Source organism: Achromobacter sp. SX5 (assembly GCF_056711425.1).
Genome location: NZ_CM160041.1, coordinates 3,783,546 through 3,796,574, shown reverse-complemented (window position 1 = coordinate 3,796,574; position 13,029 = coordinate 3,783,546). Strand labels below are relative to the sequence as shown.

Annotated in this window: 12 protein-coding genes; 11 read left to right on the top strand and 1 reads right to left on the bottom strand. The window is 71.0% G+C overall.

Annotated features, from left to right (window positions below):
• The first annotated feature begins 87 nt into the window (after nucleotides 1-87).
• The 10 genes from AC1M14_RS17825 (at nucleotide 88) to AC1M14_RS17780 (ending at nucleotide 11,679) form a co-directional block, all read left to right on the top strand.
• Nucleotides 88-888 carry a TrbG/VirB9 family P-type conjugative transfer protein gene (locus tag AC1M14_RS17825; RefSeq protein ID WP_479730188.1) on the top strand — a complete coding sequence of 267 codons (801 nt, stop codon included), beginning with the start codon at nucleotides 88-90 and terminating at the stop codon, nucleotides 886-888.
• Nucleotides 885-2,462 (top strand): hypothetical protein, encoded by a 1,578-nt coding sequence (locus tag AC1M14_RS17820; protein WP_479730187.1) that lies wholly within the window; start codon nucleotides 885-887, stop codon nucleotides 2,460-2,462. The genes AC1M14_RS17825 and AC1M14_RS17820 overlap by 4 nt, the downstream gene beginning before the upstream one ends.
• Nucleotides 2,463-2,464: 2 nt before the next feature.
• Nucleotides 2,465-3,754, top strand: coding sequence for a hypothetical protein (locus AC1M14_RS17815; protein WP_479730186.1), 1,290 nt, complete (start codon nucleotides 2,465-2,467; stop codon nucleotides 3,752-3,754).
• Nucleotides 3,741-4,244, top strand: a complete 504-nt coding sequence (locus AC1M14_RS17810; protein ID WP_479730185.1) for a hypothetical protein — start codon at nucleotides 3,741-3,743, stop codon at nucleotides 4,242-4,244. Before AC1M14_RS17815 ends, AC1M14_RS17810 begins: the two co-directional genes overlap by 14 nt.
• A complete protein-coding gene (locus AC1M14_RS17805) occupies nucleotides 4,241-5,902 on the top strand; it encodes an ATPase, T2SS/T4P/T4SS family (RefSeq protein ID WP_479730184.1) in 1,662 nt (553 codons plus the stop codon). The genes AC1M14_RS17810 and AC1M14_RS17805 overlap by 4 nt, the downstream gene beginning before the upstream one ends.
• Nucleotides 5,899-7,020: a type II secretion system F family protein gene (locus AC1M14_RS17800; RefSeq protein WP_102771743.1), complete on the top strand. Its 1,122-nt coding sequence runs from the start codon at nucleotides 5,899-5,901 to the stop codon at nucleotides 7,018-7,020. The genes AC1M14_RS17805 and AC1M14_RS17800 overlap by 4 nt, the downstream gene beginning before the upstream one ends.
• 35 nt (nucleotides 7,021-7,055) lie before the next feature.
• On the top strand, nucleotides 7,056-7,673 hold the full coding sequence (locus tag AC1M14_RS17795) for a type 4 pilus major pilin (RefSeq protein ID WP_102771742.1): 618 nt from the start codon (nucleotides 7,056-7,058) through the stop codon (nucleotides 7,671-7,673).
• Nucleotides 7,670-8,716 carry a prepilin gene (locus AC1M14_RS17790; protein ID WP_209164773.1) on the top strand — a complete coding sequence of 349 codons (1,047 nt, stop codon included), beginning with the start codon at nucleotides 7,670-7,672 and terminating at the stop codon, nucleotides 8,714-8,716. Before AC1M14_RS17795 ends, AC1M14_RS17790 begins: the two co-directional genes overlap by 4 nt.
• 81 nt (nucleotides 8,717-8,797) lie before the next feature.
• Entirely contained in the window at nucleotides 8,798-11,422 is a 2,625-nt protein-coding gene (alaS, locus tag AC1M14_RS17785) for an alanine--tRNA ligase (RefSeq protein ID WP_111827237.1), read from the top strand.
• Nucleotides 11,422-11,679, top strand: a complete 258-nt coding sequence (locus AC1M14_RS17780) for a sulfurtransferase TusA family protein (protein ID WP_479730183.1) — start codon at nucleotides 11,422-11,424, stop codon at nucleotides 11,677-11,679. The genes alaS and AC1M14_RS17780 overlap by 1 nt, the downstream gene beginning before the upstream one ends.
• Before the next feature lie 66 nt (nucleotides 11,680-11,745).
• Here the strand turns inward: AC1M14_RS17780 and AC1M14_RS17775 are convergent, their stop codons facing one another.
• Complete coding sequence (locus AC1M14_RS17775; protein ID WP_102771738.1) at nucleotides 11,746-12,327, bottom strand: hypothetical protein; 582 nt, start codon at nucleotides 12,325-12,327, stop codon at nucleotides 11,746-11,748.
• 426 nt (nucleotides 12,328-12,753) lie between these two features.
• Here AC1M14_RS17775 and rpsP point away from each other — a divergent pair, with 426 nt between their 5' ends.
• On the top strand, nucleotides 12,754-13,014 hold the full coding sequence (rpsP, locus tag AC1M14_RS17770; protein ID WP_043541446.1) for a 30S ribosomal protein S16: 261 nt from the start codon (nucleotides 12,754-12,756) through the stop codon (nucleotides 13,012-13,014).
• The last annotated feature ends 15 nt before the right edge of the window (nucleotides 13,015-13,029 follow it).

Genomic DNA, 13,029 nt, shown 5'->3' with positions numbered 1-13,029 from the left:
ACATGCCAGTCTGGCGGCGCATGGACCGCTCATCCACCATGCCGTCATGCGCACGCTTCCGATGCGCGCTAACGCTGGCGGACTGGCATGGTTCGATTCTTCCGACTCTTTCTCATCGCGGCGGGCCTGTCCTGCCTGGCGGCCTGCACAAGGCCCGCGCGGGACGCGGCTGTCTCGTCCTGGTTGGCGGCGCGGCCGGCCGAACAAGGCTTTCGCTTTGATTGGCAATTGTCCGGCGACCCGGCGGTGGCGCCCATGCAGGTGTTCGACGACGGCCGCGAAACCTGGCTGCACTTCGCGCCCGGCCAGCCGCTGCCGGCGATCATCGGCGTCGGCCCCGACGGCGAACGCGCGCTGCCATATTCCCGGCGCGACCCTTATGTGGTGCTGAACGGCGCCTGGACCAGCCTGTCGTTCCGTGGCGGGCGGCTGGCGGCGCGGGCGCAGCGCGCCCAGGCCATGCCCGCGCCGCTCGCGCAACCCGTCGAAACCGCGCCCGTGAGCGCCGCGCCTGAAGCTGCGCTCGCCAGCGCACAACCCATGGACACGGTCGGGGCCGGGGCCAAGCCGCAACAGCCGCAGGAGCCGGCCGTACGCTACCGCGCCGGCCCGCCCGACGCCACGCTGCGCGCCGTGCTGGCGCGCTGGGCGGGCAGCGCCGGATGGACCTTCCAGCCGCAGCACTGGGCGGTGGACGTGGACATTCCGCTGTCGGCCACTGCCGAATTCTCGGGCGACTTCAAATCCGCCGTGCGCCAGCTGCTGGGCGCCACCGAACTCGCCGAGAAACCGCTGCAGCCCTGCTTCTACGGCAACAAGGTGCTGCGCGTCGTGCCGCTGGCGCAATCTTGCACGCGCACGGCGGCGCCGGGCGGAGCTGCGGCATGAGGCGCGCCTGGCCAACGGTTCTGCTGCTGGCGGCGCTGGGCGGCTGCGCGATATCGCAGCGCGCCCTGGACCAGGGGCAGGCGGCCGGCGCGCGCCAGGCCGGCGTCGCCGCCCGCCAGCAGGCATTCGCCGACGGCCTGTCGGACCCGGCGGCGCGCCTGGCCGCGCAGGAGGTCGCCGCGCCGTGGCTGGCCGGCAAGCCCCAGCCCCTGGCGCGCGAAGTATCGCTGCCGCCAGCCCTGCGCGAAAACGTGCGCACCACGCTGATGCTGGCCGACGACGCCGACCTGCCCGCCGTGGCGCAACGCCTGACCGCCGCGACCGGCATCGCGGTGCGGGTGCAGCCCGACGCCTTGCTGCCGCTCGCGCTGTTCCTGCCGCGCCTGGCCGCCAACGGCGCGCTGGCGGTGACCGCGCCCGCCCGCCTCGAAGTGCGCGCGGGCGGGCAGGCGCTGGCCGACCTGCTCGATGCGCTGGCCGCGCGCTATTCCGTGCACTGGCGCTACGCGCGCAACGCGCTGGAGTTCTATCGCACCGAGAGCCGCGTCTTCGACGTGCGCGCGCTGTCGCTGGCCAGCAAGGTCGACATCCGCCTGGGACGCGCCGGCCGCGCCGAAGGCGAGGGCTTCGCCAGCGCATCCAACACCACGTTGTCTGCCGGCGAGCACGACGCGCTGGCCATCCTGCGCGCCAACATCCTGCCGCTGCTGACCCGCTCGGGCGTGGTGGCCGAGGCCGTGGAGGGCGCCACCACCATCGTCGTCACCGACACGCCCGAAGCGCTGGAGCGCGTCGCCCGCTACCTGGAGCGCGAGAACAAGGCCTTGACGCGCCGGGTCCGCCTGCTGTTCGAGGAAATCACCGTCACCGCCAACGATACGGCGGCCGGCGGCATCGACTGGAATGCCGTCTATGCCGCGGCCGGCGCCAGCTTGCGCCTGGCGCTGCCGGGCGGCGGCGACGGCGCGCTGACGGCAAGCTCGGGCAGGGGGCCGTTCCAGGGATCGCAGGCCATCGTCTCCGCGCTCAGCGCCGTCGGCGCCGTCGTTCGGCACACCAAGGTCCCGGTGCTGACCCTGAACCGCCGGCCCGTCACCCATGCGGTCAGGACCACTTTCTCCTACATAGACCGGGTGCAGAGCACCGCGGTTTCCGGCCCCGCGTCGGGCGGCGGCGCCAGCACGCTGCCGGCCGTCTCCATCAGCCAGAAGGAAGAAACGGTAGGCTCGTTCCTGACGCTGCTGCCCGACATCCAGGAGGACGGCCAGATCCTGCTGTCGCTGGCCTACGACAACGCGGTCGCGCAGCCCCTGAAGACGGTCAGCTTCGGCGAGCGCGGCAACCAGGTCCAGGTGCAGCAGATCACCGTGGACGGCAACGGCACCGTGCAGCAGATCGAACTGCGCCCGGGCCAGCCCATCATCGTGTCCGGCTTCGACCGCAGCCAGGACGAACACGAGCGCCGCCGGCTCGCGCCCGGCGCGCCGCTGCTGGCCGGCGGCCAGGACAGCGCCGCGTCGGCGCGCACCACCACGCTGGTGCTGGTGACGGCCCAGGTCGAAGAGGGCTACTAGGCATGGACGGCAACACGCCCACGCTGCTGCTTGCCTGCCCCGGGTCCGGGCGGACGCTGGCGTTCGGCCTGCGCTGGTTCGCGCTGATCGGCTCCAACACGCCGGCGCTGGCGCGCTCACGCGGGCGGCGGCTGCGGGCCAGCCACTACGTCGTGGGCGGCGCGCCCGCCGCCATGGCCGGGTACGGCCGCTTGAAGCCGCCGCGGCAAGGCGGCTGGCGCGCCAGCCGCGCGCCGGTGCATGCCGCCGCGCAGCTTTTCGCCTTGCTGTATCCCGACGGCGGGCACTGCGTGGTGCCGCTGCCCAACGGCGCCCATTGGCTGGTGGCGGCCCAGCGCGGCACCGTGCTGTCGCAGACCGACCGGGTGTACGCGTCGCGGGACGAGGCCTTGCGCGAGCAGCAACAACTGCTGGCGCAGCGTCCCGCTTTGCCTGCGCGCCAGGCCGACGCCGTCTGGGCGGCCCTGCAGCAGGCGGCGGACCCCGCTTCCCGGCTGAACGCGCTGCCCAGCCGCTGGGCCGAACTGCCGCTGGCGCTGCGGCTGTTCCTGGCCTGCGCCGGGCTGGCGGGCGCGGCGCCGCCGCTGTGGAACGCCTTGCAGGCGCAAGGGTCCGCGCTGTTCGCCGCCGCGGACGACGCGGCCGAAGACGCAGCGGCTCTGCAAGATCCCGTCCTCGCGCTGCTGCAGACCACGGCGGCCCATCGTCCTTCCGAACTCGCCCGCCTGCTGGCCAGTGTGGGCAGGCTGCCCATCCAGGTCCGGGGCTGGGCGCTGACGCGCGCGCAGTGCCTGGCGCAGCCGCGGCGCTGGGCATGTTCGGCGTCCTACGTCCGCACCCATGCCTACGCTACCAACCAGGCGCTGCATGCGTCGCGGCCGGCCGGCTGGGACCTGTCGTTCCAGCCCATGGAGGCGGCCACGCTGTCCTGGCGGCTGGCGTCCAGGCCGGTATGGCTGTCCGACTTGCCGCTGCCCACCGGCGAGCAGGTCGATACCCAACTGGTCACGGCCTTGCAGCGCCTGCTGCCGGCATTTTCGGCCGTCGTCCTGGCCGCGCCTGCGGCGCTGCCGCTGTCCGCGCCGGCCGGCGCCGCGCCGCCAGGGCGGGCCGTCCGCCATCGGACGCTGGTCTTGCGCGGGCCGTTGCGTTCGCTGGCGCTGCTGCCCGACACGATTTCGACGGCGCGCTGGTCGCGCCTGGCGCTGGAAATCCAGCCGCAGCCGCGTCCCGCGCTGGCCGCCAGCACGCTCGTCGCCGAATTGCACGGAGAACTCTATGAACAGGATTAGGGCGGACCGCAAGCCCGCGCCGCGGCTGCTTTACGGCGTCACGGCGGCAACCGCGCTGGCAATCTCGCTGGCGCCATGCGCGCGCGCCGAGCCGCCGCCGGCCGCCGAACCGCAGGCCTGGCCGGAAGCGGAAACCGTGCGCATGTTGCTGCGCGCGGAGACCGCGGCCGCGCTGGCGGATTGCAGCGTGCCGGGCCGCTGCCCGGCGGGCGCGGACCAGGCGCCGGCGGTCCCTACGGCCGCGCCCGCCGTCCGGGCCGACGACGATATCCGGGTGCTGGCCATCTACGGCACCGCGCGCCGCCTGCGCGTGGATCTCGACGTCAACGGCGCGGTGCTGCGCTACCAGGCCGGCCGCGGCGCGCCCGTCGCGGGCGCCGCCGTGGCCGGCGCCTATCGCCTGCTGGCCATCGAGGACGCCTGCGTGCGGCTGCGCCGCGACGGCCTCGAACGCACCGCCTGCCTGGACCTGGGCCGGAGCCTGCCATGAAGCCCGTTCCCTTGTTCCCCGCGGGGCCGGCGGATCGCGCGCCGGCGCTGCAGACGCCGGAAGACATCGCCCGCATGACGCCGGCGTTCGTGCGCGCGCTGGGGCGCGAATTCGACCTGGCCGCGCTGTCCGGCCGCTTGTGCCCGGTGCTGCTGGCCAACGGCGAGGTCGCCATGTTCGCGGTAAAAGACTACCTGCTGGGCGACCAGATCGACGAAATCGAACGCATGGTCCGGGCGCGGGGATACCGGCAGGCGCAGGTGCCGCGCTATCGGCTGCCGGCCCCGCTGCTCCTGATGGTGGCCCGCGGGCAGCTTACGGTGCCCGGCCTGGCTCGGGACGGGGCGCAGCAGCAGGCGCGCGTCTCGGCGCTGGCGGCGCTGTTCCTGGACATCGTGCGCTGGGGCGTGGCGCAGGGGGCGAGCGACGTGCACATCAACGTCGACCGGCGCCGCGAGGCCTGCGAGATCCGCTACACCATAGGCGGCGAGTACGTCGCCGCCGGGCGCTATGCCGGCCTGTCGAACGCGACCCTGCTGGAGGTGCTGGCCGTGGCGTGGATGGACGTCAGGGGCGGCAACGGCGCGGTGTTCGACCCCGCGCTGGAACAGCAGGGCCGCATCGCGCTGGACGTGGACGGCACGCCCATCATGCTGCGCTGGGCCTCGCTGGCCACCGACGCCGGGCCGTCGGTCTGCCTGCGCATCCTGCGTCCGGACGCGACCGCCGCCGGCGACCTGCAGGCGCTGGGCTACCTGCCGGACCAGGTGCGGACCCTGGAGCGCGCCCGCGAACGCGAGGGCGGCGCCATCGTGCTGGCCGGCGTGGTCGGCTCCGGCAAGTCCACCACGATCGCCGCGCTGATGCGCGGCATCGCGCCGGCCCGCAAGGTCATCACGCTCGAAGATCCGGTGGAATACCTCATCGGCAACGCGCTGCAGAACACGCTGGGCGGGGCGCTGGACCAGTCCGCGTCGCCGGCGTTCGAGGCCAAGCTCAAGACCGTCAAGCGCTGCGCGATGAACGATCTGCTCATCGGCGAAATCCGCGACCTCGACACCGGCCGGGCCTTCATAGACCTGGCCGGCTCCGGCGCCAGCCTCTACACCACGACCCATGCGGGTAGCGCCGCCATGATTCCCGAACGCCTGGCCTCGGCGGCGATCGGCGTGTCGCGCGATTTCCTGGCCACGCCCGGCATCCTCAAGCTGCTGGTCTACCAGACCCTGCTTCCGCGCCTGTGCGACCGCTGCGCGTTGCCGGCCGACAGCCTGCGGACGGCAGGCGACGCGGCCGGCGCCGACAGCCGGGCCTGGATGGCGCGGATCGCCGCCGCGTTTCAGCTCGACCCCGGCGCGCTGCGCGTGCGCAACGCCGCCGGCTGCGCCGATTGCCGGCGTGCCGATCTGCCCGAACTGAACGGCATCGCCGGCCGCTGCGTCGCCGCCGAAATGATCGAACCGGAGCGCATGGAGGGATTCCTCGAATGCGTGCGCACGCGCGACAACCTCGGCCTGAAACAGGCCACGCGGGGCGCGCAGGCGCTGCACAGCGCCCTGTACCGGGTCAACCTGGGGGAAATCGATCCGCGCGCGCTGCCGCGCCGCTTCGACCTGGACGCGGCCATGCGGCAGGCGGATGCCGGGGAGGGCGCATGAACGCCCAGGCCTGGGGCTGGCCGGCTGTCCGCGCGTGGCTGCTGCGCCTGGACGCCGCGCGCTTTCGCCCCCGCCGCGCAGACTACTACGAGTACCTGGCCGACCTGGTCGAGGGCACGCAGGGCCGCAAGAGCCTGCGCGACATCTTCGAAGACGACGCGCGCCGGCATGGCCAGGATTCGGTGCGCGGCCGCCTGTCGGCGTATTGGGCGAGCGCCTACCAGGAGGCCGGCGGCGACCTGGGCGCGGCCTGGTCGGACACGCTGCCGGCCAGCGAATGCCTGCTGCTCGCCTGCGTGCAGGACGAGGGCGGCGATCTGCCGGCCGCATTGCGCGACCTGGCGCGCGCCCTGCGGCTGGCCGCGGACGCGTGGCTGGCGCTGGCATCCACCGCCGCGGCCGGCGTGGCGGCGGCCGGCGTGGCTTTCGCCATGCTGTGCGCGATTCCGTTTTTCAGCGTGCCGCAGCTGCAGCACGTGTTCCAGACCGTGCCGGCCGAGGACTACCCCGGCCTGACCCGCGCCCTGTTCGCATTCGCCCAAGGCCTGCGGACCTGGCTGGCGCTGTGGCTGGTGCTGGTGTTCGGGCTGGCGGCGCTGAGCCTGTGGTCGCTGCCGAACCTGACCGGGCCGCTGCGGGCGCGGCTGGACCGCTGGCTGATCTGGCGGCTCTACCGCGATTTCCAGGCCATCCGCTTTCTGTCGCTGCTGGCCGTGCTGATCCGGCAGCACGGCGCCGCCGACACGCGCCTGCGGCGCGCCCTGGCCGTCCAGACGCGCGACGCGCCGCCCTGGCTGCACGCGCATCTGCTGGACATGCTGGGCCGGATAGACGCCGGCCTGGCCGGCGCGGAGATATTCGGCACCGGCCTGCTGGAGGCGGACGCCTGGTGGTATCTGGCCGACATGATCGACGCCCTGGGCATGGAGGCGGGGCTGGCGCGCGCGCGCCGGCGCGTGGAGCAGCGCCTGCTCGCGCGCGTGCGCCGCCAGGCGCAGGCGCTGCGCTGGATGCTGCTGATCTCGTCGGTGGCGGCCGTGCTGGGCATCACGCTATGGCACTACGGCGCGATCGACGAACTGCGGCAGGCGCTGACCAATTTCTATGCCGGCCGCTAGGGGCGCCGGCGCTTCATCCCATCCAGGAGACCAGCATGCGGCTTTTCCGTGAATTCCCTTCCAGCCCGGTGCGGCAGCGCGGCTTTTCGCTGATGGAGGTGTCCATCGCCACCGCCATCGTGCTGTTGATCGCCATCGTCGGCATTCCGGCCATAGGCGCCTACGTCATCGAGAATAAGGTGCCCAAGGTGGGCCAGGAACTGCAGCGCTTCATCGCCAGCGTGAAGATCAACGGGCTGGGAAGCGGCGTGGCGCCGTATGCGGGCCTGGACACCGGCGCCATGGCCAACGCGTTGCGCGATTCCAGCGTCCTGTCGGTGGAGGGCTCGGGCAGCGGGGCGCGCATCGTGCATGGCCTGGGCGGCAGCGGCCAGGGCGCGAACGGCGTGGTCCGGGTGGCGGCGGTCGCGGCCGGCAGTCCGCAGCCGGGGTCGGCGTTTTCCATCACGCTGACCAACGTCAGCCACGCGGCATGCCCGGCGCTGGCTTCGGTGCTGCAGCGCATGTCCGAAATCATCTCCATCGGCGGCAAGGGCGGCATGCGGGTGGTCAAGGACTCGCTGGCCACGCCCGCCATCCCCTACCGGGCGGCGCAGGCCCAGGCGCAGTGCAGCCCGGGCGACGTCAACACCTTCGTGTTCACCGCCAGATGACGCGGAGCGCCCATTCCGGCGGCAGGCAGCGCGGATTCTCGCTGCCGGGCCTGGCGCTGGCGCTGGCCCTGGGCGCGATGGCGGCGATCTGGGCCTCCAACCGGCAGGTCCAGCGGATCGAGGACGCGGCGGCGCGCGCCACCGGCGTCTGGCTCACCCAGGTCAGGCTGGCGCTGGCGCAGGCGCTGTCGCGCCACTTCGACGCCCTGGTCCAGGGCAAGCCGCCGCGCAGCCCGCAGGGCGCGCCGCTGTTCGCCAGGCCCCTGGCTCCCACGCTGGGCGAACTGCAGGCGGCCGGATTCCTGCCCGCCGGTTTTCCGGCGCGCTCGGCCCTGGGATTCGGCGTGCGCCTGCGCATCGTGCGCAGCCCGGGCTGCCCGAAAGCGCCATGCCGGCTGGACGGGCTGGTCTACAGCGCACGGCCTTTGTTCAAGAAAGGCACGCAAGCGCCCGATCCGGTCGGCATGGCGGCCGTCATCGAGGCCGCGGGCGGCTATGGCGGCGCGGTATGGCCCGACACCCCGGGACGGCTGCGCGGGGCGGCCTTCAATTTCGCCAATCCGCCGGCTCCCGGCGCGCCGGCCCACGCGCCCGGCACCCTGGCGCTGTGGGCGGGGGAGGGGCCGCAGGCCGCCCAGCCCGACCTGGACCGCTACGTGCGCATCGGCGACACCCGCGACCCCATGCTGCAAGGGCATCTGAGCGTGGCCAATTCGGCCGTGGTCAACGGCTACCTGACCCTGCGGTCGCGGGCCGAAGAAGGGCAGTATTGCGACGTCGCCGTCGGCACCATGGCCAATTCGGGGCGGGGCGATCTGCTGACCTGCCAATCCAATGTCTGGCGGCCGGCCAGCGGCGGCTTCGGCGGGGCCTACAGCACGAACTACCCGCTGGGCTGCCGCCATTACACGGGCGTGTCCACGGCCAATCCGCGCACCGGCGCCTGCTCCTGCCCGGCGGGCTACCATGGGGTCATCGTGTCCGCGGGCGGCAAATGGACCGAAACGGAGGGCTGGACCACCGGCTACGTCTGCGTGCGCTGACGCCGGGGCCGTCGCCTGGCGCTCATCCTGGCCGCCAACCCTCTATAATCAAAAATTCGCCTAAATCCTGCTTCATCCACGATGAAATCCTCCGAGATTCGCCAGCAGTTCCTGCAATTCTTCAAGTCCAAGGGACACACCATCGTCCCTTCGTCGTCGCTCGTCCCTGGCAACGACCCGACTTTGCTCTTCACCAACTCGGGCATGGTCCAGTTCAAGGACGTCTTCACGGGCAAGGAATCGCGGTCCTATACGCGCGCCACCTCGTCGCAGCGCAGCGTGCGCGCCGGCGGCAAGCACAATGACCTGGAGAACGTGGGCTACACCGCCCGCCACCATACGTTCTTCGAAATGCTGGGCAATTTCAGCTTTGGCGACTACTTCAAGCGCGACGCCATCCAGTACGCCTGGGAGCTGCTGACCCAGGTCTACAAGCTGCCGGCCGAGAAGCTCTGGGTCACCGTGTACCAGGAAGATGACGAGGCCTATGACATCTGGGCCAAGGAAGTCGGCGTGCCGGCCGAGCGCATCATCCGCATCGGCGACAACAAGGGTGCGCGCTACGCGTCGGACAACTTCTGGCAGATGGCCGACACCGGCCCCTGCGGCCCGTGCTCGGAAATCTTCTACGACCACGGCCCCGAGATCTGGGGCGGCCCCCCGGGATCGCCCGAGGAAGACGGCGACCGCTACATCGAGATCTGGAACCTGGTGTTCATGCAGTTCGAGCGCGACGCCGCCGGCAACATGCCGCGCCTGCCGCGCCCCTGTGTCGATACCGGCATGGGCCTGGAGCGCATCGCCGCCGTGCTGCAAGGCGTGCATTCCAACTACGAAATCGACCTGTTCCAGCACCTGATCGCCGCCGCCGCGCGCGAAACCGGCGTCAAGAACCTGGAAGACAATTCGCTGAAGGTCATCGCCGACCATATCCGCGCCTGCTCGTTCCTGATCGTCGACGGCGTGATTCCCAGCAACGAAGGCCGCGGCTACGTGCTGCGCCGCATCGTCCGGCGCGCGCTGCGCCACGGTTACAAGCTGGGCCAGACCAAGCCGTTCTTCCACCGCCTGGTGCCGGACCTGGTCGCCGAGATGGGCGAGGCCTATCCCGAACTGGCCGCCACCGCCGAGCGCGTGGCGCAGGTGCTCAAGCAGGAAGAAGAGCGTTTCGGCGAGACCCTGGAACACGGCATGCGCATCCTGGACGCCGCCCTGGCCAACGTGCCCAAGGGCGGCCAGCTGGACGGCACCACGCTGTTCACCCTGTACGACACCTACGGCTTCCCGGTGGACCTGACCGCCGACATCTGCCGCGAGCGCGAAGTCGACGTGGACATGGCCGGCTTCGAAGTCGCCATGGAGCGCCAGCGCGACCAGGCGCGCGCCGCCGGCAAGTTCAAGATGGCCGAAGGCCTGAGCTACGAAGGCGCCGATACGCGCTTCGAAGGCTATGAAAAGCTCGAACTCGACAACGTCAAGGTCACGGCCCTGTACGTCGACGGCACCCAGGTGCAGCAGGTCCAGGCCGGCCAGAACGCGGTCGTGGTGCTGGACGCCACGCCGTTCTACGCCGAGTCCGGCGGCCAGGTGGGCGACACCGGCCTGCTGGAGGCCGACGGCGTGCGTTTCGCCGTCGCCGACACCCTGAAGATCCAGTCCGGCGTGTTCGGCCATCACGGCACGCTGGAGTCGGGCAGCCTGTCGGTAGGCGACACGCTGCTGGCGCGCGTGGACGCGGTGCGCCGCGCCCGCACGGTGCGCAACCACTCCGCCACCCACCTGATGCACAAGGCCCTGCGCCAGGTGCTGGGCGCCCACGTGCAGCAGCGCGGCTCGCTGGTCGACCCGGACAAGACCCGTTTCGACTTCGCCCAGGACGCGCCGCTGACGGCCGAGCAGATCGCCCGCGTCGAAGCCATCGTCAACGCCGAAATCCTCGCCAACCAGCCCACGGTGGCGCAGGTCATGGGCTATGACGAGGCCGTCAAGGGCGGCGCCATGGCGCTGTTCGGCGAAAAATACGGCGACACCGTCCGCGTGCTCGACATCGGCTTCTCGCGCGAACTGTGCGGCGGCACCCATGTCAGCCGCACCGGCGACATCGGCCTGTTCAAGATCATTTCCGAAGGCGGCGTGGCCGCGGGCGTGCGCCGCGTCGAGGCCATCACCGGCGACAACGCGCTGGCCTGGGTCCAGAACCAGAACGCGCTGCTGACGCAGATCTCCGGCATGCTGCGCGCCACCCCGGCCGACCTGCCGGCGCGCATCGCGCAGGTGCAGGACCAGGTCAAGGCGCTGGAAAAGGATCTGGAGCAATCGCGCAGCAAGCTCGCCGCCAGCGCGGGCAACGACTTGGCCTCCAGCGCCGCGGTCGAGGTCAAGGGCGTCAAGGTCCTGGCGGCCAGCATCGCCGACGTGGACCCCAAGGCCCTGCGCGGCATGGTCGACAACCTGAAGGATCGCCTCAAGCCGGCCGTGGTGCTGCTGGCCACGGGCGCGGCCGACGGCAAGATCAGCGTGGTGGGCGGCGTCACCGCCGACCTGACCGGCCGCGTCAAGGCCGGCGACCTGGTCGGCTTCGTGGCGGCGCAGGTGGGCGGCAAGGGCGGCGGCCGCCCCGACATGGCCATGGGCGGCGGCTCCGACATCAACGCCTTGCCCGCGGCCATCGCCAGCGTGCAGAAGTGGGTCGAAGAGCGTCTGTAATGAGCGAGCCCGATACCGGCGCGCAGACGCCATCCTTCGAGCAGGAGGTCGACGCCAGCGGCCTGAACTGCCCCTTGCCCATCCTGCGCGCCAAGAAGGCCCTGGCGCAGATGGCCAGCGGCGAGGTGCTGCGCGTCATCACCACGGACCGCAACGCGATCCGTGACTTCCAGGCCTTCGCCCGCCAGACCGGCAATACGCTGGTCGCGCAGCAGGAGGTCGACGGCCGCGGCGTGCATTTCCTGCGCCGCCGCTGAACCGGCCGCCCAAAAAAAACCGGGCCCGCCTTCGCAGCGGGCCCGGTTTTTTTTAATGCGCCGACGCTACCTGCGCACGGCGGCGGCGACCGCCTGGGTGATCGTGAAGTCCACCAGATCGCCTTCCTTGAGCTGCTGCAGCCGCTGCTGCAGGGCGGGGTCGCGCACCTGGATCGTGCGCATGCCGCCTTGCGGGCCTTTCAGCGTCACCAGGTTGGCGCTCTTGTTGATGTGCCAGATCTCGGCCGTGATGGTGGTCTGGCGGCCGGCAGCGCCGGCGGGCATGGCGCCCTTGGCGCTGCGGTTGGACGCCGTTTCCGTCACGACTTCGGGCGCACCCGAGCCCGCCGGACGCACCGCCACCGCCACCGATTCATAGTAGTCGAGCGTCAGCGTGTCGCCGGGCTTGATCTGCTTGAAGTTGCGGATGTTGGGGCCGGCCTGGATGTTCACCGTATTGCCGTTCTCGCCTTGCAGCGTGATGGTCCGGGTGGCGGGATCGACGGCCGTGACCTTGCCCGTGGCGGTGGTCAGGGCGGCGCCGATCATCTGGGCCGAGGCCGCAAGCGGCATGGCCAGCGCACCGGCCAGCAGGCCAGTCAGGGCCAGGCGCGCGACGGGAGTGAACACGGATTTCTGGTTCTTCATGATGTTGCACCCTTCGAATGGAGGAAGTTGGGGGGAAATGCAGGGACGAGCAAAGGCGAGGGGCGGGAAGCCCGCCCTCAGGAGAACGGCTGGTCTGGCATGCGGGAATGGCGCCGAATGGCGGCCGGGAGGGGCAAAGCGCGGGATCTTGCGTACGAACACATAAAACCGATCTCCACCGGGTTTTTTGCAAACGCACTGACGTTGAAACGCACTAAGATGGGCGCTGGCCACAGACACAAGCGCGGCCGGGCGGCTACACTTGGGACGGCGGCAGGTTCCGGCCCGTTTTTGTAGAATACATGGATGTGGTGTTTTAGGATACAAATCCCGCCGCTATGCAAGATTCCCGCACTTCCATTTGCCACCTGGCTCGGTTAAGTGCTAGAATTTCCCGTTTTTCACAACTAATTCAAGGGATTACCTATGGTGGTGATTCGCCTGGCCCGCGGTGGGTCCAAGAAGCGTCCGTTTTACAACCTGGTGGCCACCGATTCGCGTAACCGTCGCGATGGCCGTTTCATCGAGCGCGTGGGTTTTTACAACCCCGTGGCCAGCGAAGGCACGGAAAACCTGCGCATCGCGCTGGATCGCGTGCAGCACTGGACCAGCAACGGCGCCCAACTGTCGCCCGCTGTCGAGCGTCTGGTCAAAGACTACTCGGCCAAGGTTTCCGCCGCGGCTTGATTGCCCGCGTCGCCA

Coding starts and splice junctions, on each gene's coding strand:
- AC1M14_RS17825 (WP_479730188.1), top strand. CDS start 88: ATGGTTCGATTCTTCCGACTCTTTCTCATCGCGGCGGGCCTGTCCTGC.
- AC1M14_RS17820 (WP_479730187.1), top strand. CDS start 885: ATGAGGCGCGCCTGGCCAACGGTTCTGCTGCTGGCGGCGCTGGGCGGC.
- AC1M14_RS17815 (WP_479730186.1), top strand. CDS start 2,465: ATGGACGGCAACACGCCCACGCTGCTGCTTGCCTGCCCCGGGTCCGGG.
- AC1M14_RS17810 (WP_479730185.1), top strand. CDS start 3,741: ATGAACAGGATTAGGGCGGACCGCAAGCCCGCGCCGCGGCTGCTTTAC.
- AC1M14_RS17805 (WP_479730184.1), top strand. CDS start 4,241: ATGAAGCCCGTTCCCTTGTTCCCCGCGGGGCCGGCGGATCGCGCGCCG.
- AC1M14_RS17800 (WP_102771743.1), top strand. CDS start 5,899: ATGAACGCCCAGGCCTGGGGCTGGCCGGCTGTCCGCGCGTGGCTGCTG.
- AC1M14_RS17795 (WP_102771742.1), top strand. CDS start 7,056: ATGCGGCTTTTCCGTGAATTCCCTTCCAGCCCGGTGCGGCAGCGCGGC.
- AC1M14_RS17790 (WP_209164773.1), top strand. CDS start 7,670: ATGACGCGGAGCGCCCATTCCGGCGGCAGGCAGCGCGGATTCTCGCTG.
- alaS (WP_111827237.1), top strand. CDS start 8,798: ATGAAATCCTCCGAGATTCGCCAGCAGTTCCTGCAATTCTTCAAGTCC.
- AC1M14_RS17780 (WP_479730183.1), top strand. CDS start 11,422: ATGAGCGAGCCCGATACCGGCGCGCAGACGCCATCCTTCGAGCAGGAG.
- AC1M14_RS17775 (WP_102771738.1), bottom strand. CDS start 12,327: ATGAAGAACCAGAAATCCGTGTTCACTCCCGTCGCGCGCCTGGCCCTG.
- rpsP (WP_043541446.1), top strand. CDS start 12,754: ATGGTGGTGATTCGCCTGGCCCGCGGTGGGTCCAAGAAGCGTCCGTTT.